Source organism: Micromonospora sicca (genome assembly GCF_003172935.1).
GTDB lineage: Bacteria > Actinomycetota > Actinomycetes > Mycobacteriales > Micromonosporaceae > Micromonospora > Micromonospora sicca.
Map to the genome: position 1 here is coordinate 1 of NZ_QGKS01000246.1, position 18,421 is coordinate 18,421.

Sequence of the window (18,421 nt, forward strand, 5' to 3'; positions counted from 1 at the left end):
GCGCCCAGGCGACGCAGGGCACCCTCCCCCGCCAGACCTCACGGCCCGGCAGGCAAGCGTCCGGAGGGACACGCACCAACGGACCGGACCCAGCTGCCCCGCGCAGCCCACCGGCACCAGAGCGTGAACGCGATCAGCACACCCACCACCGGCCACCGGCCGCGAGGGGCCGCCCTGGGCGCGGGATTCCACCTCCACGCCCATGCATCCCCACCACGATGGGAAACGATCCCGGAAACTCAATCCGACCCAGGATCGCTTAGCTGATCAGAGACGCTGCCCGGAGCGGCGATCAGCTCCGGCTCGGCCCGGCGCAGCACGTCGGTCCAGAGGGCGATGTCCCCGTCCCGCCCGTCGGTCCGCTCCCAGGCGTGGTCGCGTATCGGGAGCTGGGTCAGGAGCACGGTCAGCCAGGCCACCTCGTCGTCGCTCAGCCGCTCGCCCCGCCGGTGCCGGCGGAACGCGGTGCGGACCACGGCCACCCCGGCGGACCGGACCGACCGGCCACCGACCAGCGCGGTCTCCGCCGCCTCCTCGGTCAGCGCCGCCAACCGCCCCCGCGCCCGGGCGGTGGCCCGGCGCATGGCCACCCGGACCGGCCCGTCGAGCGGGGCCACCTGCGCGGTCAACGCGGCCCGGTCGGGGAGGGCGACCTGACCGGCGAAGACGGCTACGGCGCTGACCTCGCTGGCCGCCGGGTCGTACGGGGGCCGTCCGGCGGGCAGCAGTCGGGTTCGGCGCACAGGTACGACCACCAGCGCCCGTCGGTCACCCGCAGCGCGTCGAGGACGATCACCCCGGCCGCGTCCAGCGCCTCGCCGACCGCGTCGACCGCGCCGGTCACCCGGGGCGCCGGCCCGTAGCCGATCACCGTGGCCGACTCGGTGCCCTGCCGGACGATCACCTCGGCCAGGTGGCGGGCCGGCGGACGGGGATCGGCCCCGGCCTCGGGCAGGTCGCCCCGGGCGGCGAAGATGACCCGCCGGCCGCGCAGCGCCACCACGACCACGCTGTCGGCGGGGTGGAAGCCGAGCAGGTACGGCACGGCGGCGATGAGGTCGGCGGGTGAGCGGACGGCGAGCCGGGGGCGGTCGGTCGGTGTCATGCCGGGAGCGTGCGGCGGACCGGTGCCCGGCCGACAGGCCCTGTGGACGACACGCCGGTTGTCCACAGGTACGGAGAGTATCGGCGCTGGTGGCGGCGATTCGCGGGCATCGGCGGGGCGACGTGGCCCTCCTTCGTCGGTGGCAGCGGCTACCTTGCGCTCATGGACCTGGCGTACCTGCGGGCGCATCCGGAGCACCTGCCGACGTTCCTGACCCACCAGCGGATCCGGGAGACGCCGGTCTCCGGGGGTGACATCTGCGCCGCCTCCCGGCTGACCCTGGACGACGGCCACTCGGTCTTCGCCAAGACCTGGCCGGAGACGGCGGGACGGCCGGTGCCGGAGGGGTTCTTTGCTGCCGAGGCGGCCGGGCTGCGCTGGCTGCGCGAGGCCGGCGCGGTGGCCGTACCGGAGGTGATCGTGGCGCTGCCGGAGCTGCTGGCGCTCGACTGGGTGGACACCGGCGAGCCGACGCCGGAGGCGGCCGAGCGGTTCGGCCGGGAGCTGGCCGCGCTGCACCGGGCCGGGGCGCCCGCGTTCGGGGCGGAGTGGCCCGGCTTCATCGGCGCGCTCCCGCAGGACAACACCCCGGACCCGGGCCCCTGGTCCAGTTGGTTCGCCCACCGCCGGCTCGCGCCCTACCTGCGCAGGTCGGTGGACAACCGGGCGCTGAGCCAGTCGGAGACCGGTCTGGTGGAGGAGGTCGTCGAGCGGATCGCCGACCTCGGCGGCGACGAGCCGCCGGCCCGGATCCACGGCGACCTCTGGCCGGGCAACCTGCTCTGGGGTGCCGACGACCGGGTCTGGCTGGTCGACCCGGCCGCGCACGGCGGGCACCGGGAGACCGACCTCGCCCAGCTCGCGCTCTTCGGCGGGGCTCCCCACCTGGACCGGATCCGGGCCGCCTACGAGGAGACGTGGCCGCTCGCCGACGGGTGGCGGGAGCGGGTGCCACTGCACCAGCTCCACCTGCTGCTGGTGCACACCGCCCTGTTCGGCGCCACGTACCGGGATGCGGTCGGTACCGTCGCCCGAGCCGCGCTGCGGGGGGCCGGACGCGCTACCGTCGACAGGTGACCGCCGCCCCGACGTCCCCCGGCGTCCTCGTCGACCGGTACGGCCGCGTCGCGCGGGACCTGCGCGTCTCACTGACCGACAAGTGCAACCTGCGCTGCACGTACTGCATGCCGGCCGAGGGGTTGCCCTGGCTGGCCGGGCCGCAGCTGCTCAGCGACGAGGAGATCGTCCGGCTGGTCCGGGTCGCGGTGCAGCGGCTCGGGGTCACCGAGGTCCGCTTCACCGGCGGCGAGCCGCTGATCCGCCCCGGGCTGGTCGGCATCGTCTCCGCCGTGGCGGCGCTGGAACCGCGGCCCCGGATCTCGCTCACCACCAACGGCATCGGGTTGGCGCGGCTGGCGGCGGGCCTGCGCGCCGCCGGGCTGGACCGGGTGAACGTCTCGCTGGACACCCTGGACCGGGCCCGCTTCGCGGAGCTGACCCGGCGGGACCGGCTGGCCGGCGTGCTCGCCGGGCTGGCCGGCGCGGCGGAGGCCGGGCTGACCCCGGTGAAGATCAACTCGGTGCTGATGCGCGGGGTCAACGACGACGGGGCGCCGGAGCTGCTGCGCTTCGCCCTCGACCACGGTTACGAGCTGCGCTTCATCGAGCAGATGCCGCTCGACGCCCAGCACGGCTGGGACCGGACGACGATGGTCACCGCCGATGAGATCCTTGTCGCGCTGGGCCGGGAGTTCACCCTGACGGCCGACCCGGCGGAGCGTGGCGCCGCGCCGGCCGAGACCTGGCTGGTCGACGGCGGTCCGGCCAAGGTCGGGGTGATCGCTAGTGTGACCCGGCCGTTCTGCGGCGACTGCGACCGCACCCGGCTCACCGCCGACGGCCAGGTACGCGCCTGCCTCTTCGCCACCGAGGAGTCGGACCTGCGCGGGGCGCTGCGCGGCGGCGCGGACGACGCCGAGCTGGCGGCCCGCTGGCGTACCGCGATGTGGGGCAAGCGCGCCGGGCACGGCATCGACGACCCGTCGTTCCTGCAACCCGTCCGGCCGATGTCGGCGATCGGAGGCTGACCGGTGGAGCTCACCGTCCGCTACTTCGCTGGCGCGCGGGCCGCCGCCGGCCGCACCGAGGAGACCGTTCCCGCCGGGCGCTCGCTCGACGAACTCGTCGGTGAGCTCGCGCAACGACACGGCGAGCGGCTCGCCGCCGTGCTGGGGGTGGCGAGTTTCCTGGTCGACGGCGTCGCCTGCCATGATCGTCGGGTGCCGCTGCCGGCCGGGGCGACGGTCGACGTGCTGCCGCCGTTCGCCGGCGGCTGAGGAGGCTCGGTGCTGGCGATGGCGACCTTCGTGGGCTTCGCGGTGCTCGTCACCGCCCTCATCCACCTGTATCTCTGGAAGCGGCTGGTCCGGGACACCACCGACCCGGGCCGCTGGCGGAAGGTCGGCGGCATCGCCGCGCTGGTGCTGGCGCTGCTGGTGCCGGCGACCATGGTGGGGACCCGCGGCGGGGCGTACTGGCTGGCCTGGCCCGGCTACCTCTGGCTGGCGCTGATGTTCTACCTGCTGGTGCTGCTGCTGGTGCTGGAAGTGCCGATGGCGGTGGGGAAGCTCGTGCTGCGCCGCCGGGCGATGGTCGCCGAGCCGACCGCCGCCGCGCCGGAGCCCGCGCTGGTCGGGGCCGCGGGCCCCGCCGACCCGCCGGCCGTCGCGGCGGTCGACCAACCGGACCACGACCCGGCGCGCCGGTTGCTGCTCGCGCGCGGGGCCGCGATCTTCGCCGGGCTCACCGCCGCCGGGATCACCGGGTACGGCGTCCGCACCGCGACGGGCCCGCCGGGGCTCGACCGGGTACGGATCCCGCTGGCGAAGCTTCCGCCCGGCATGGACGGCCTGCGGATCGCCACCGTCTCGGACATCCATCTGGGTCCGCTGCGCGGCCGGGCGCACACCGAGCGGATCGTCGAAATGATCAACCGGCTGGACGCCGACCTGGTGGCCGTCGTCGGCGATCTGGTCGACGGCTCGGTGGCCGAGCTGGGCGAGGCGGCGGCGCCGCTGCGCGGCCTGCGCTCCCGCTACGGCAGCTTCTTCGTCACCGGCAACCACGAGTACTACTCGGGCGTGGAGGAGTGGGTCCAGGAGGTGGACCGGCTCGGGTTGCGGGTGCTGCAGAACCAGCGGCAGGAGATCCACGCCCGGGGTGGGGTGCTGGACCTGGCCGGGGTGAATGACGTCACCGCCGCCGGCACCGGGCTGGCCGCGCCCGCCGACTACGCCGCCGCGCTGGGCGACCGCGACCCGAGCCGGCCGGTGGTGCTGCTGGCGCACCAGCCGGTGGCCGCGCACGAGGCGGCGAAGTTCGGCGTCGACCTGCAACTGTCGGGGCACACCCACGGCGGCCAGATGGTGCCCTTCAACTACCTGGTCAAGCTCCAGCAGCCGGTGGTCTCCGGCCTCGGCGAGGTGGACGGCACCAAGGTCTACGTCACCAACGGCGCCGGTTTCTGGGGCCCGCCGGTCCGGGTCGGCGCCGCGCCGCAGATCACCCTGGTCGAGCTGCGCACCCCATAGCGCGCCCGCGCCGCGCAGTCCAGCACCGCATTGCTCAGGTCACGCGTAAGCGTGGCGGCGGGCGGGCGGTGCACCGGCCGTGACAGGATGCGGCGTGCCTCCGTTCAGCGCCGCACCCCCCGGTGGCCTCCCGCCATTCGTCGCGGATCTGCACATCCACTCGAAGTACTCGCGCGCGTGCAGCCGTGACCTGACCCTGCCGAACCTCGGCTGGTGGGCCCGGCGCAAGGGCATCGGCGTGCTCGGCACCGGCGACTTCACCCACCCCGCCTGGTACGACCACCTGCGGGAGACCCTGCACCCGGCCGAGCCGGGCCTGTACCGGCTGAGCCCGGAGGCGGAGCGGGACATCTCCCGCCGGCTGCCGCCCCGGCTGGCCAGTACGGCGGAGGCGGACCCGGTCCGGTTCATGCTCAGCGTGGAGATCTCCACGATCTACAAGCGGGACGACCGGACCCGCAAGGTGCACCACCTGATCTACCTGCCCGACCTGGACGCGGTGGCCCGGTTCAACACCGCGCTCGGGCGGATCGGCAACCTGGGCTCGGACGGCCGCCCGATCCTCGGCCTGGACTCCCGGGACCTGCTGGAGATCACCCTGGAGTCCAGCCCGGACGGCTACCTGGTCCCCGCGCACATTTGGACGCCGTGGTTCTCCGCGCTCGGCTCGAAGTCCGGCTTCGACGCGATCGCCGACTGCTACGCCGACCTGGCCGACCACGTCTTCGCGGTGGAGACCGGCCTCTCCTCCGATCCGGAGATGAACTGGCGGGTCGGCAGCCTCGACCGCTACCAGCTCGTCTCCAACTCCGACGCGCACTCGCCGCCGGCGTTGGCCCGGGAGGCCACGGTCCTGAACTCGGCCCGGGACTACTTCGCCATCCGGGAGGCGCTGCGGACCGGCGAGGGGCTGGCCGGGACGATCGAGTTCTTCCCGGAAGAGGGGAAGTACCACGCCGACGGGCACCGGCTCTGCGGCGTCAACTGGTCGCCGGCGCGGACCCGGGCGGCGGGCGGGCGCTGCCCGGAGTGCGGCAAGCCGCTGACGGTGGGCGTCCTGAGCCGGGTCGAGGAGCTGGCCGACCGGCCCGAGGGGCACCGGCCCGCGCATGCCCGCAAGGTGACGCACCTGGTGCCGCTGGCCGAGATCCTCGGCGAGATCAACAAGGTGGGCGCCCGTGCCAAGAAGGTCGAGGGGAAGCTCAACGAGCTGGTCGCGGCCCTCGGCCCGGAGCTGGAGATCCTCACCGCCACCCCGCTGGACGAGGTCGGCCGGGTCGGCGGCGAGTTGCTCGCCGAGGGGATCGGCCGGCTGCGCCGCGGCGACGTGCGCCGGCTGCCGGGTTACGACGGCGAGTACGGCGTGATCACCCTCTTCGACCCCGCCGAGCTGGGCGGTGCCGGCAACACGCGAGCACAGGAGACGCTCTTCGACGTACCGGTGCCGGCGCAGCGACGGCCCGCGGAGCCGGCGCCGAAGCCGAAGGCCAAGCGCCCGGCGGCGGCGAAGGCCGAGCCGAAGCGGAAGGCCACGCCGCCACCGCCGCCGCCGATCGCGCCGGCGCCCTCCCCGCACGAGCCGTTCGAGCCGATGCTCGCCGGCATGGAGGAGGTGGGCACCGGCCTGCTGGACCGGCTCGACGCGATGCAGCGGGTGGCCGCCTCCGCGCCGGGCGGTCCGCTGCTGATCGTGGCCGGTCCGGGCACCGGCAAGACCCGGACGCTGACTCACCGGATCGCCTACCTGTGCGCGGAGCTGAACGTCTTCCCCGAGCAGTGCCTGGCGATCACCTTCACCCGGCGGGCCGCCGAGGAGCTGCGGCACCGGCTGGACGGTCTGCTCGGCCCGGTGGCCGAGGACGTCACCGTGGGCACCTTCCACTCGCTGGGCCTGAGCATCCTCCGGGAGAACGCCGTGGCGGCCGACCTGCCGGCGGACTTCCGGATCGCCGACGACGCGGACCGCTCGGCGGCCCGGGCGGAGGCGGGCGACGACGCGGCCCGCTACACCGCGTTGCTGCGCAAGCAGGACCTGGTCGACCTGGACGAGCTGCTCACCCTGCCGGTCGCGCTGCTGAAGGCCGACAAGAAGCTGGTCCGCGAGTACCGCGACCGCTGGCGCTGGATCTTCGTCGACGAGTACCAGGACGTCGACGCCGTCCAGTACGAGTTGTTGCGACTGCTCAGCCCCGCCGACGGCAACCTCTGCGCGATCGGCGACCCGGACCAGGCGATCTACTCGTTCCGCGGCGCCGACGTCGGCTACTTCCTGCGCTTCTCGCTGGACTTCACCGACGCCCGGCTGGTCCGGCTGAACCGCAACTACCGGTCGTCGGCGCCGATCCTGGCCGCCGCGGTGCAGGCCATCGCGCCGTCGTCGCTGGTCCGGGGCCGCCGGCTGGACCCGGCCCGGCTCGACCCGGAGGCCCCGCTGGTCGGTCGCTACCCCGCGGCCTCCGTCTATGACGAGGCCGATTTCGTGGTACGCACGATCGACGAGCTGGTGGGTGGCCTCTCCCACCGGTCGCTGGACTCGGGCCGGATCGACGGCCGGTCGACCAACCTGTCCTTCTCCGACATCGCGGTGCTCTACCGGACCGACCAGCAGGCCGCGCCGATCGTGGACGCGCTGGCCCGGGCGAACATTCCGGTGCAGAAGCGCTCGCACGACCGGCTGCGGGACCGTCCCGGCGTGCTGGCGATCGCCCGCGAGCTGCGGCACGCCGACGGCCTGGACGGCTCGTTGCCCGCTCGGGTCCGCCTCGCCGGGCAGGTCCTCGCCGAGCGCTTCGCCGTGCCCACCCTGGACAACACCGGCGCGGTACGCCCCGAGGACGTCCGGACGGCGGTCGACCTGCTCACCCCGCTGGCCCGCCGCTGCGGCGACGACCTGGAGCCGTTCCTCGCCCAGCTCGCCACCGGCGCGGAGGTGGACGCGCTCGACCCGCGCGCCGAGGCGGTCACCCTGCTCACCCTGCACGCCGCGAAGGGCCTGGAGTTCCCGGTGGTCTTCCTGGTCGGCGCAGAGGACGGGCTGCTGCCGCTGCGCTGGCCCGGCTCGGAGCCGGACGACGACGCGGTGGCCGAGGAGCGGCGGCTCTTCTTCGTCGGCCTGACCCGCGCCCAGGACCGGCTTTATGTCAGCCACGCCGCCCGTCGGGTCCGGCATGGCGCGGAACGCGACTGCCGGCCCTCGCCGTTCCTCGACGTGATCGACCCGGGCCTGTTCGAACGCTTCGGCGACGCCGAGCCCCGCCGCCCCAAGGACCGCCAGCTCCGCCTGATCTGACCGCGCCCCGTCGGACGACGGCCGTAGGCCGCGGACGGCCGACCACGGGGTGGCGCTGTCGCCACCGCAACGACCCGGGGGCAACTTTGCCGGGGGACTCGGACGGGGCGGGTGGTGGTGACCCACCGTCACCTCGGCACCCGAGGTCATCGCCATCTGCGATATGACTCTCAGGCATATTTATGCCGCACAGTCATATCGCTCCCCCGAGGATCCGTTCCGGTGGCGCGACACGCCGTGGCTCGCCGTTCGCGACTCGGACGGGCCGGCGCCCACGGACATCCAGACTTCGCAGTGCGACCCGGCCCCGAGGTCGGGCTGTCGTCCGGGGGCGCTGCGGTGGGGGGACGGCTCAGGAGAGCAGGACGGCCAGCCAGGCGCCGGCGAGGATGGCCGGGCCGAAGGGCAGAGCGGTGTCCCGGCGTACCCGGCGGGTGACGAGCAGCGCCAGCACCACGACGCCGTTGAGCAGGTGGGGCAGGAGCAGTCCGAGCCAGAGGGTGGGCCAGCCCGACCAGCCGAGCGGCAACCCCAACGCCGCGGCGAGCTTCACGTCGCCGAAGCCGAGCCGCGCGCGCGGCAGCAGCGCCAGCAGCACGTACGCCGCGAGGGAGAGGGCCGCCCCGGCCAGGGCGCCGAGCAGCCGGCCCGGGGTGCCGGCGGCCAGCGCCGCGCCGGCCAGCCCGAGTCCGCCGCCGAACGCGGCGGCGGCGACCAGCGGATCGGGGAGCCTGAGGCACGCCAGATCCACCACCGCGAGCACCAGTCCACACGCCGCCACCAGGAGGAACGCGGGCAGCGCCGGGTCGATGCCCAACGCGGCGGCGAGTCCGCCGAACACCAGCGCACCGAGCCCCGCCATCACCGCCGGGAACCCCACGGACCGCGCGGCGGACCGCAGGGACCGGGCGGACCGCAGGGATCGGGCGGACCGCAGGGCGAAGCGCGGGGACCGGGCAGACCCGAGGGCGAAGCGCGGGGACCGGGCAGACCCGAGGGCGAAGCGCGGGGACCGGGCAGACCCGAGGGCGAAGCGCGGGGACCGGGCGGACCCGAGGGCGAAGCGCGGGGACCGGGCGGCGGACGGCGGGATCGGGGCGTTGCCGGCCGCCGCCGGTATGTCCAGTCCTGGCTGGGGACCGCGCCGCGCCCTAAGCGGGCCTTCCGCGGGCGACCGGGCGACGAGGGGACGGGCGGCCGCGGGGGCGCCGGCGCCGGCCAGCGCGCCGAGCAGCGCGACGCAGGTCACCAGCCCGGCGGACACAAACCCGGAGGTTACCGGCGGGCCGGCTCCTCGGCTGTCCCGTCCACCGGCCGGCGCGGACGTTCGGTGGTCACCACCAGCGCCACCCCGGCGACGATCACCGCCCCGCCGAGCAGCACCCGGGCGGTGACCGGCTCGGCGGCGAGCAGCGCGCCGAGCGCCACCGCGACCGCCGGGTTGACGTAGGCGTACGTGGCGACCAGCGAGATCGGCGCGTGGTGCAGCAGCCAGACGTACGCGGTGAAGGCGACCAGCGAACCGGCCACCATCAGGTACGCCAGCGCCGCCCAGGAGCGGCCGGTCACCTCGGCCGGGGAGAAGCCGCGCAACTCGCCCCGCACGGCGGCGGTCACGGCGAGGGCCACGGCGCCGGCGACCATCTCGTAGACCGTGGCCACGAAGGGGTCGGCCGGCATCCGGAGCCGCCCGGAGAGGAAAGACCCGACGGACCAGCAGGTGGCCGCCGTGACCACCGTGAGCGCCCCGGCCAGCGGGACGGCGCCCGAACCGCCGGTGGGGAGGACGAGCAGGACCAGGCCGACGAAGCCGACGGTCACCCCGGCGAAGGTCCAGGGCCGGGGCCGGTCGCCACCGAGCGTACGGAGCAGCACCACCAGCAGCGGGACGGTCGCCACCAGCAGCGCGGCGATGCCGGAGGGCACGGCGACGCCGGCCGGACCGGACTCGGCGAGCACGACCAGGCCGTTGCCGCCGGCCAGCAGGAGCACCCCGACCAGCGCGGCCGAGCCGAGTTGCCGCCGGTCGACGCGGAGCGCGCCGGGGCCGCGCCGGATCCGGAGCACCGCCGCCAGCACCAGCGCGGCGGCGGCGAACCGGCCGGCCGCGGAGGTGAGCGGCGGCAGCGACTCGACCGCGATCCGGATGCCCAGGTAGGTGGAGCCCCACAGCACGTACACCAGGACCAGCGCAGTCCAGATCAGCGCAGGTCGGGTGGGCATGCCGGGACGGTCGACGGCGACGGGTCCGTCCGGCGCGGGGCCGGGTCCGGAGGACGTCGCACTTGCGGGGCGTGAGCTCATCGGTGGACCACGCTACGGTGACCACGGCGTCGGCGTCCCCTGTTGGTGGCCGGCCTCTCAACCTTTGCGCACGCAGGAGGGCGTTCATGACCAACTTCGGACCACCGGTCGGCGGCTCCCCGGAGCCGTGGGGTGGACGGCGGCCCGACGACGCGTACGCCCCGCCGGCCGACCCGCGGTACGACCCGCAGCCGGGCGGGTGGGGCGAGCCGCCCGCCCAGCGGTACGAGCCGACGGGCTGGGAGGAGCAGCGGCCCCGGCAGTCCGCCTACCCCGCCGCGTACCCGCCCTACCAGCAGACCGCCCATCAGGGGTACGCGCCGGCCGGGTCGCCCGGCTACCCGCCGGCCTCGCCGTACGTCGGCGACGGTCACCCGTACGCCGATCCGCCGCCCCCGCCGAAGCGCGGCAAGGGTCCGCTGATCACGGTGCTCGCCGTGCTGGCGGTGCTCCTCGTCGGCGGCGCGGCCACCGTCTACCTGCTGGCTCGGGACGACGCCGCTCCGCAGGCGGGGTCGACCGAGGCCCCGGCCACCGACCCGGCTGGGGCGGCGACCGAGCCCGCCCCGGCCACCACGGCGCCGGCGCCGGCGTCCTCGGCGGATCCGCGGTTCGTCAGGGCCGGGCAGTGCGTCCGCAACGAGGGCCCGGCCGGCGGCAAGCCGAAGCTGCTGATCAGCGAGTGCGGCGCGAAGACGTACCAGGTGCTGCGCCGCTTCGACGGCGCGACCAGCGGGGAGAAGGACGCCCAGGCCAAGTGCGCCAAGGTGGATGGCTACACCAACTGGTACTTCTTCGACAGCGAGCTGGACACCCTCGACTTCGTCCTCTGCCTCAAGCAGCGCTGACCCCCCGTAGGCAAAACTAGGGCTGTCTAGCGTGAGAACTAGACAGCCCTAGTTTCGTCTCGACGGTCCCGACACGCCGGTAGGCCCATCTATCCATGTCTAGCCCGGTGGCTAGACGGCCCGATACTCTGCGATGCGTGGATCCGGTCCGCAACCCGTACGCCCCGGGCGCCGGGCAGCGCCCGCCCGAGCTCGCCGGGCGGGGGCGGGAGCTGGACGTCTTCGACGTCGTACTGGAACGCATCGCCCGAGGCCGCCCCGAGCGCAGCCTGATGCTCACCGGCCTGCGCGGCGTCGGCAAGACCGTCCTGCTCAACACCCTCCGCTCGCAGGCGATCAACCACCTCTGGGGCTCCGGCAAGATCGAGGCGCGCCCGGACCAGTCGCTGCGCCGGCCGGTCGCCGCCGCCCTGCACATGGCGGTCCGCGAACTCGCCCCCCGGCATCGCGCGCCGGACCGGATCGACGGCTTCCTCGGCGTGCTCAAGGCGTTCGCCCAGCGCTCCGTGCCGACCGGACGCGGCGGGGCCGCGCCGAAGCTGCGCGACCGCTGGCAACCCGGCATCGACGTGCCGGCCAGCAGCGGCCGGGCCGACTCCGGGGACATCGAGATCGACCTGGTCGAGCTGCTCACCGACGCCGCGGCGGTGGCCACCGACGTGGGCACCGGCATCGCCGTCTTCATCGACGAGATGCAGGACCTCGGCGCGGAGGACGTCTCGGCGCTCTGCGCCGCCTGCCACGAGCTGTCGCAGCTCGGCGCGCCGCTGATCGTGGTCGGCGCCGGCCTGCCGCACCTGCCGGCCGTGCTCAGCGCCGCCAAGTCGTACTCCGAGCGGCTCTTCCGCTACCAACGGATCGACCGGTTGGACCGGATCGCCGCCGACCAGGCGCTCTGCGCGCCAGCCGAGCGCGAGGAGGTCGAGTACGAGCAGAAGGCGCTCGACCTGCTCTACGAGAAGTCGGGCGGCTACCCCTACTTCGTCCAGGCGTACGGGAAGGCCACCTGGGACCACGCCCCCCGCTCACCGATCACCGCCGCCGACGTCCGGGTGGCCGCTCCCGAGGCCGAGGCGGAGCTGGCCGTCGGCTTCTTCGGCTCCCGGTTCGAGCGGGCCACGCCGGCCGAGCGCGAGTACATGCGGGCGATGGCGACGCTCTCCCTGATCGAGGGGGAGGAGAGCGGGCGCGACGACATGGACGCCGCGGTGCCCACCGCGGAGATCGCCCGCTCGCTCGGCCGCAAGCCGGCCAGCCTGTCGCCGGCCCGGGACGCGCTGATCAAGAAGGGGCTGATCTACTCCGGGGAGCGCGGCACGGTCGCCTTCACCGTCCCGCACTTCGGCCGGTACCTGCGGACCCAGCCGGCCTGACCGCGGTCCGGCGCCGCGCTCAGACCTTGGCCCAGGGTGGCGGGAAGACCACCTCGCCGCGCGGTGGCGGCGCCTCGCCGCTGGCCGACGGGGGCAGCACCAGCGCCTGCCACGGCTCTCCCAGCCCGGACCAGGGACTGGTCAACCCCATCCGGTCGGCCCGCTCGAAGCCGAAGCGGCGGTAGAAGGCGGGGTCGCCGAGCACCACCACCAGCCGCTCACCCAGTTCGGTCGCGGCGTCCAGCGCCGCCTGGACCACCGCCGCGCCGTGGCCGATCCGCTGCCGGTGCGGCGCGACCGCCACCGGGCCGAGCGCCAGCGCCGGCGCGGGCGCCGCGCCACCGTCCGAACAGACCCGGACCCGGGTCAGCAGCGCGTAGCCGACCACCTCGCCGCCGTGCTCCGCGACCATGGCCAGCTCGGGGATCCAGGCGTCGCTGTGCCGCAGTTCGTCGACCAGCCCAACCTCGGGCGGGGTGGCCACGTCGGGCCGGGCGAAGGCGGCGGCCAGCACCCGGGCGACCGGCGCCTCGTCCGCCGGGTCCTCTGGTCGCAGCCGCAGGGTCGTCACCCGCGCGACGTTACCGGGCCGCGGCGGTCCATCTGCGACGGTCGCTGGAATTCGGTGTGGCGCGTGTCCCGCCGGACGTCCATGCCGGCCGATCCCTTTCGAGTGTTGTCGGGATAGCGGACCCCGACACGGGGTATGACTGAGCCATGAAACCCGTGCGCTCCCTCGCCCGTGTCATGTTGAGCGGAATCTTCGTGGTCAGCGGCGCCCGCAACCTCCAGAATCCCGGTCGCCTGGTCGCGGCCGCCAAGCCGGTCACCGACCGGGTCGCGCCCCTGCTCCAGAAGAACGTCCACCCCCGGTTCCCGACCGACGCCGAGACGCTGGTCCGGGTCAACGCGGCCACCCAGATCATCGGTGGCCTGATGCTCGCCACCGGCCGGTTCGCCCGCCCGGCCGCGCTGGTCCTCGCCGGGACCCTGGTGCCGGTGACCGTGGCCGGCCATCCCTTCTGGAAAAACGACGATCCGGCGGCGCGGAACAACAATCAGGTCCACTTTTTGAAGAACCTCGGCATCTTCGGCGGACTGCTGCTCGCCGCCGCGGACACCGAGGGCAAGCCCGGGCTGCGCTGGCGCGCCGGCCACCGGATCGGCCACTCCCGACGGTCGATGCAGCGAGCCGTCCGGACCGCCCGCCGGGAGACGAAGATCGCCGTACGGTCGGCGGCCACCGCCCGTCGACTCCCGGGCTGACCTGCATCGATACGGCCGCCTCCCCCCGCAAGGCCGCGAATTACCTGAACCACCCGACACCCGTTAACGCGGTGGAAATGTCAAAAACATGTGTGGGATCGGACACGGTCGCATAACGCGGGAGGCAACGACGTGAGGCGCCGTTCTAGGCTCCGTGCAGGACCTGGACGGGCAGGACGACCTTGGTACGGGGGTGGCACCGCCATGCCGACGACCGTCGGTAGACGGCTGGACCGCCTCGCTCCAGTCCACCGCGTGACGCGTGGGATCGATCGCAGGACAGTCGTACGGACCGGCATCGTGGCCGCCGTCGCCTACGCCGCATGGCTCGCCATCGGCGCGTTCGGGCGGCCGTACAACTTCTTCGACATGAAGATCTACCACGGCGCCGTGGTGTGGTGGGCGAGCGGCAACGAGCTCTACGACTTCATCGCACCCTCGACGACGCTGGGATTCACCTACCCGCCCTTCGCCGGCCTGGTCATGCTGCCGATGTCCTGGCTGCCGGTGGACGCCGCCGCCTGGCTCAACGCGCTGGCCAGCATCGCCGCGGTCGCGGTCGTCCTGGCCGCGCTGCTGCGCCCGATCGTGGACCGGCTGGGCTGGCCCCTCTGGTTCACCGTGGGCATCGCCACGCCGATGGCCGTCGCCATCGAGCCGGCCCGGGAGAGCCTCGGCTACGGGCAGGTCAACCTGCTGCTCTTCGCCCTGGTCATGGCGGACCTGGTCGGGCTGCGCTGGCGGGCGAAGCGGGGCACCCATCACGACACCGCCAACTCGGCGCTGGCCCGCTTCGTCTACAGCGGCGCCTGGGCCGGCGCCGGGATCGGTCTGGCCACCGCGGTCAAGCTGACGCCCGCGCTCTTCATCGCGTACCTGATGATCACCCGCCAGTGGCGGGCCGCGCTGACCGCGGTCGGCACCACGATCGGCGTCACCCTCGGGACGTTCGCGCTGGTCGGCGAGGAGTCGCGGACGTACTTCAGCAGCGTGCTGTGGCAGACCGAGCGGGTCGGCGCGGCGGACATGACCCCCAACCAGTCGCTGGCGGGCCTGCTGGCGCGCCTCTACGACTCGATCGAGACGCCCGGCCTGCTCTGGCTGGCCTTCTCGGTGCTGGTCCTGGCGCTCGGGCTGTCCCGGGCCGCCGCGGCCCGGGCCGACGGCGACGAACTGACCGCGTTCACCCTGGTCGGGCTCACCGCCAACGTGATCAGCCCGATCTCCTGGTCGCATCACCTGGTCTGGGTCATCCCGGCGATCATCGTGCTGGCCGACGCCGCGGTACGCCGGCACGAGGCGAGCCGCGGCCTGCTGCCCCGGCTCAGCACGGCGTCGACGGCCGGCGGGGTGCCGGGGGTCAACGCGCTGCGCCCGCCGATCTGGTACCCGACGCTCACCGGCCTGCGGCACGCCGTGGCCGCGATCGGGCTCTACCTGCTCTTCCTGATCTCGCCCATCTGGCCGTACGAGCACCAGCTGCCCGAGGTGTCGCACTACCAGGACGGCCTGTTCGGCGCGCTGATGGAGAACTCGCTGGCGATCGCGCTGATCGTGCTGGTCGCGGCGCTGCCCTGGCGGCCGGGTGCCGAGCCGGCGTTCTACCACGACCGGCCGCTCCGCGCCGCCCAGCTCACCGGGCGCCGCTGACCGTCCCGGCCCGGGACGGTCGGCGGATCACGGGCAGTTCACCCACTCCTCGGTGCCGTCGGCGAAGACCTGCCGCTTCCAGATCGGCAGCCGCGCCTTCACCTCGTCGACGAGGCGGGCGCAGGCCGCGAACGCGGCGGCCCGGTGGGCGGTGCTGACCGCCGCCACGAGGGCCACGTCGCCGATCGCCAGCGGGCCGATCCGGTGCGAGACGGCCACCGCGTACACATCCGGATCCGCGGCGATCTCGGCGGCGACCTCCCGCAGCACGGCCTCGGCGCTCGGGTGGCCCTCGTACTCGAGGCTGGTCACCGGACGGCCGTGGTCGTGGTCGCGGACCACGCCCTGGAAGGAGACCACCGCGCCGGCCCGCCGGTCGGCCACCGCCGCCTCGTGGGCGGCGAGGTCGAGTGGCTGGTCGGTGACCGTGCCGTGGGCCAGCGTCCCGGCGGGGCTCACCACGTCCGCTCCCCGGGGGCCAGCGGCAGCGGCACGACCGGCACCCGCGCCCCGGCCTCGCCGTTGGTGCCGGGGCGGATGACCGCGAAGCCGTCCGCACCGGCCAGGCCGCGGAGCATCGCCGAGCCGACGTGGCGTACCGGATGGGCGGTGCCGGCGGCCCGGTCCAGCCGGACCAGGGCGAGATGGGTGTAGTCGCCCCGGCCGGGCACCGGCTCGGCGAGGGTGGCCAGCGGCAGCGCCGGCATCGGTCGCCCATGCAGGCCGGCGAGCAGCGGCGCGACCAGCGAGACCAGCGCGACGATGGCGGACTGCGGGTTGCCGGGCAGGCCGGCGACGAACCGGACCCGGCCGTCGGCGTCGACCAGCCGGGCCAGCAGCATCGGGAAGCCGGGGCGGACCGCGACGGTGTTGACGACGTAGTCGGCGCCGAGCGCCGCCAGCGTCGGGTGCAGGTGGTCGACCGGCCCGTGCATGGTGCCGCCGGTGGTGCAGACCAGGTCGGCGTCGGCGAGCGCCGCGCGCAGGGCGGCCACGTGGGCGGGGAGGGTGTCCGCCACCGGGCCGACCACGTCGGCCGGACGGATCTGGCAGCCGTACCGGCGCAGCCAGGCGGGCACCGCCGGGCCGAGGGCGTCCCGGACCCGGCCGGCGGCCGGCGGGCCGGAGGTCAGCAGCTCGTCGCCGAAGACCAGCAGCGCGGCACGGGGCTGCCGGCGGACCCGCAGGGTGTCGTGACCGCAGGAGGCGGCCAGCCCGATCAGCGCCGGGTCGACCGGGGTGCCGGCGGGAAGCAGTTCCTCCCCGGCGTACGCCTCCTCACCCGGCTCGCGCCACTCCGGCCCCGGCCGGGGCGTGCCGGCGACCCGGCCGTCGGCGGTCCGGGTGGACTCCTCGATCCGCAGAATGGCGGCGGTCCCCTCGGGGACCATCGCGCCGGTGGCGATCTCGACGGTGGTGCCGTCGGCGGTCAGCGGCGGCGGGCTGTTCCCCGCGAGCACCCGCCCCACCACCTCCCACGGGCCGTCGCCGCGCACCGCCCAGCCGTCCACGCTGGAGGTGGGGAACGCGGGCAGGTTCGTCCGGGTGGTCAACGGCTCGGCGAGGGTGTGGCCGTCGGTGTCGGCGAGCGGCCGGTCGAGGGCGGGAAGCGCGGCGGCGAGGCCGACGGCGTACACCCGGGAGCGGGCCTCCTCCCAGCCGGCCGGCGGCGGCGCGGCGACCTGGGCCGCCGCGGCTGCGGTTTCCGTGCTCATCCGGCGAGCCTATCGCCGGCCCGGCGGGCGCGCCCGGTCAGTGGTCGCCGCCGCGGAGCTGGTCGACGGCGTGGGTGAGGATGGGCCGCAGCACGGCCAGCCCGTCCTTCGCGCCGCCGGTCGACCCGGGCAGGTTGACCACCAGCATCCGGCCCGCCACCCCGGCCACCCCGCGGGACAGCGCGGAGGTGGGGACCCGGTCCCGGCTGTGCGCCCGGATCGCCTCGGCGATGCCGGGGATCTCGTAGTCGAGCAGCGCCAGGGTCACGTCCGGCGTCCGGTCGGTCGGGGTGATGCCGGTCCCGCCGCTGGTCAGCACGACGTCGACCCCGTCGGCGCGGGCCGTGCGCAGCGCCTCGCCGACCGGGTCGCCGTCCGGCACCACGACCGGCTCGTCGACCTGGCAGCCCAGCTCGCGCAGGCCGGCGACGAGCAGCGGACCGCTGGTGTCGGCGTAGACGCCGGCGGCCGCCCGGTTGGAGGCGACCACCACCCGGGCCCGGATCACGGCCGGCCCTCCGGCCGGACCCACTCGCCGGTCTTGCCGCCCTCCTTGCGGAGCACCCGGACCGCGTCCACGCTCGCCGCCGGGTCGACGGCCTTGACCATGTCGACCAGGGCGAGGCCGGCGACGGCCACCGCGGTCAGCGCCTCCATCTCGACGCCGGTCCGGTCGGCCGTCCGCGCGGTGGCGGTGATCTCCACCGTGTCCCCGGTGAGTCGCAGGTCGACGCTGACCCCGTGCAGGGCGATCGGGTGGCAGAGCGGGATCAGGTCGGGAGTGCGCTTGGCGCCCATGATCCCGGCCAGCCGCCCGACGGCGAGCGCGTCACCCTTGGGCAGGCCGTCGCGGCGCAGCAGGTCGACCACCTCGGGGGTGGTGCGGAGCCGGCCGGCGGCCACGGCGAGCCGGCCGGAGACCGGCTTGGCGGAGACGTCGACCATCCGGGCCGCGCCGGCCCGGTCGACGTGGGTGAGCTGCGCGGGTTCGGTCACGGCGCGAGCCTATCGGTCGGGTACGACGCGTGCCGCCGCTCTCGTCCCACGGCGGCGGCCGGCCGGTTCCCGGATAGCGCTCACGACATCGCCGGCACAATGTGTTGTTCGGTGGTTCCGAGTGGCAGGACCCACGCAGCAATGTGCACCCCGACGTCGTACGTATTCAGCTTGAGAGAGCGGCGGGCATCCACGGGCCGGTGGTGAACAGCTGTTTGAGCACGTCGAGTGCGTCCTGGCCGTGTTTGGCGGCGGTGGATAGGTAGGAGCGGACGGCGGCGAAGT

Annotated in this window: 16 protein-coding genes and 1 pseudogene; 9 read left to right on the top strand and 8 right to left on the bottom strand. The window is 74.8% G+C overall.

Annotated elements, in window-relative coordinates; genetic code table 11:
* Positions 1–278 precede the first annotated feature (278 nt).
* Positions 279–1,105, bottom strand: a pseudogene (locus tag DKT69_RS17865) (DUF4192 domain-containing protein); the annotation flags it as partial.
* A 162-nt stretch (positions 1,106–1,267) separates the two neighbouring features.
* On the opposite strand from DKT69_RS17865, the gene DKT69_RS17870 reads away from it, so the two are divergent.
* The 5 genes from DKT69_RS17870 (at position 1,268) to DKT69_RS17890 (ending at position 7,984) form a co-directional block, all read left to right on the top strand.
* Entirely contained in the window at positions 1,268–2,182 is a 915-nt protein-coding gene (locus tag DKT69_RS17870; protein WP_109802685.1) for a fructosamine kinase family protein, read from the top strand.
* Positions 2,179–3,192 (top strand): GTP 3',8-cyclase MoaA, encoded by a 1,014-nt coding sequence (moaA, locus tag DKT69_RS17875; RefSeq protein WP_109802673.1) that lies wholly within the window; start codon positions 2,179–2,181, stop codon positions 3,190–3,192. The genes DKT69_RS17870 and moaA overlap by 4 nt, the downstream gene beginning before the upstream one ends.
* A 3-nt stretch (positions 3,193–3,195) precedes the next feature.
* Positions 3,196–3,441 (top strand): MoaD/ThiS family protein, encoded by a 246-nt coding sequence (locus DKT69_RS17880; protein ID WP_109802674.1) that lies wholly within the window; start codon positions 3,196–3,198, stop codon positions 3,439–3,441.
* Positions 3,442–3,459: 18 nt separating this feature from the next.
* The gene (locus tag DKT69_RS17885; RefSeq protein WP_109802686.1) at positions 3,460–4,695 is read left to right on the top strand and encodes a metallophosphoesterase; all 1,236 of its coding nucleotides are present in this window, start codon (positions 3,460–3,462) and stop codon (positions 4,693–4,695) included.
* Positions 4,696–4,789: 94 nt separating this feature from the next.
* Complete coding sequence (locus DKT69_RS17890; RefSeq protein WP_109802675.1) at positions 4,790–7,984, top strand: UvrD-helicase domain-containing protein; 3,195 nt, start codon at positions 4,790–4,792, stop codon at positions 7,982–7,984.
* A gap of 352 nt (positions 7,985–8,336) precedes the next feature.
* Here the strand turns inward: DKT69_RS17890 and DKT69_RS39890 are convergent, their stop codons facing one another.
* Both DKT69_RS39890 and DKT69_RS17900 read right to left on the bottom strand, forming a co-directional pair.
* Positions 8,337–9,248, bottom strand: a complete 912-nt coding sequence (locus DKT69_RS39890) for a prepilin peptidase (RefSeq protein WP_236647988.1) — start codon at positions 9,246–9,248, stop codon at positions 8,337–8,339.
* A gap of 11 nt (positions 9,249–9,259) precedes the next feature.
* The gene (locus DKT69_RS17900; protein ID WP_109802676.1) at positions 9,260–10,207 is read right to left on the bottom strand and encodes an EamA family transporter; all 948 of its coding nucleotides are present in this window, start codon (positions 10,205–10,207) and stop codon (positions 9,260–9,262) included.
* Between the two features lie 500 nt (positions 10,208–10,707).
* On the opposite strand from DKT69_RS17900, the gene DKT69_RS39895 reads away from it, so the two are divergent.
* Both DKT69_RS39895 and DKT69_RS17910 read left to right on the top strand, forming a co-directional pair.
* Positions 10,708–11,136 (top strand): LppU/SCO3897 family protein, encoded by a 429-nt coding sequence (locus tag DKT69_RS39895; protein WP_438361841.1) that lies wholly within the window; start codon positions 10,708–10,710, stop codon positions 11,134–11,136.
* Between the two features lie 137 nt (positions 11,137–11,273).
* Positions 11,274–12,509, top strand: a complete 1,236-nt coding sequence (locus tag DKT69_RS17910; protein WP_109802678.1) for an ATP-binding protein — start codon at positions 11,274–11,276, stop codon at positions 12,507–12,509.
* Positions 12,510–12,528: 19 nt separating this feature from the next.
* Here DKT69_RS17910 and DKT69_RS17915 read toward each other — a convergent pair whose 3' ends face one another.
* Positions 12,529–13,080 carry a GNAT family N-acetyltransferase gene (locus tag DKT69_RS17915; protein WP_109802679.1) on the bottom strand — a complete coding sequence of 184 codons (552 nt, stop codon included), beginning with the start codon at positions 13,078–13,080 and terminating at the stop codon, positions 12,529–12,531.
* A gap of 146 nt (positions 13,081–13,226) precedes the next feature.
* On the opposite strand from DKT69_RS17915, the gene DKT69_RS17920 reads away from it, so the two are divergent.
* A complete protein-coding gene (locus DKT69_RS17920) occupies positions 13,227–13,775 on the top strand; it encodes a DoxX family protein (protein ID WP_109802680.1) in 549 nt (182 codons plus the stop codon).
* A gap of 204 nt (positions 13,776–13,979) precedes the next feature.
* Positions 13,980–15,425, top strand: a complete 1,446-nt coding sequence (locus tag DKT69_RS17925; protein WP_109802681.1) for a glycosyltransferase 87 family protein — start codon at positions 13,980–13,982, stop codon at positions 15,423–15,425.
* A gap of 27 nt (positions 15,426–15,452) precedes the next feature.
* Here DKT69_RS17925 and DKT69_RS17930 read toward each other — a convergent pair whose 3' ends face one another.
* The 4 genes from DKT69_RS17930 to moaC are packed head-to-tail and all read right to left on the bottom strand — an operon-like array spanning position 15,453 to position 18,136.
* Positions 15,453–15,884 carry a molybdenum cofactor biosynthesis protein MoaE gene (locus DKT69_RS17930; protein ID WP_109802682.1) on the bottom strand — a complete coding sequence of 144 codons (432 nt, stop codon included), beginning with the start codon at positions 15,882–15,884 and terminating at the stop codon, positions 15,453–15,455.
* Entirely contained in the window at positions 15,881–17,140 is a 1,260-nt protein-coding gene (locus DKT69_RS17935; protein WP_109802683.1) for a molybdopterin molybdotransferase MoeA, read from the bottom strand. Before DKT69_RS17935 ends, DKT69_RS17930 begins: the two co-directional genes overlap by 4 nt.
* 37 nt (positions 17,141–17,177) lie before the next feature.
* Positions 17,178–17,648: a MogA/MoaB family molybdenum cofactor biosynthesis protein gene (locus tag DKT69_RS17940; protein ID WP_109802688.1), complete on the bottom strand. Its 471-nt coding sequence runs from the start codon at positions 17,646–17,648 to the stop codon at positions 17,178–17,180.
* Complete coding sequence (gene moaC, locus DKT69_RS17945; protein ID WP_109802684.1) at positions 17,645–18,136, bottom strand: cyclic pyranopterin monophosphate synthase MoaC; 492 nt, start codon at positions 18,134–18,136, stop codon at positions 17,645–17,647. The genes DKT69_RS17940 and moaC overlap by 4 nt, the downstream gene beginning before the upstream one ends.
* Between the last annotated feature and the right edge of the window lie 285 nt (positions 18,137–18,421).

Coding starts and splice junctions, on each gene's coding strand:
- DKT69_RS17900 (WP_109802676.1), bottom strand. CDS start 10,207: ATGCCCACCCGACCTGCGCTGATCTGGACTGCGCTGGTCCTGGTGTAC.
- DKT69_RS17925 (WP_109802681.1), top strand. CDS start 13,980: ATGCCGACGACCGTCGGTAGACGGCTGGACCGCCTCGCTCCAGTCCAC.
- DKT69_RS17935 (WP_109802683.1), bottom strand. CDS start 17,140: ATGAGCACGGAAACCGCAGCCGCGGCGGCCCAGGTCGCCGCGCCGCCG.
- DKT69_RS17885 (WP_109802686.1), top strand. CDS start 3,460: ATGGCGACCTTCGTGGGCTTCGCGGTGCTCGTCACCGCCCTCATCCAC.
- DKT69_RS17920 (WP_109802680.1), top strand. CDS start 13,227: ATGAAACCCGTGCGCTCCCTCGCCCGTGTCATGTTGAGCGGAATCTTC.
- DKT69_RS17870 (WP_109802685.1), top strand. CDS start 1,268: ATGGACCTGGCGTACCTGCGGGCGCATCCGGAGCACCTGCCGACGTTC.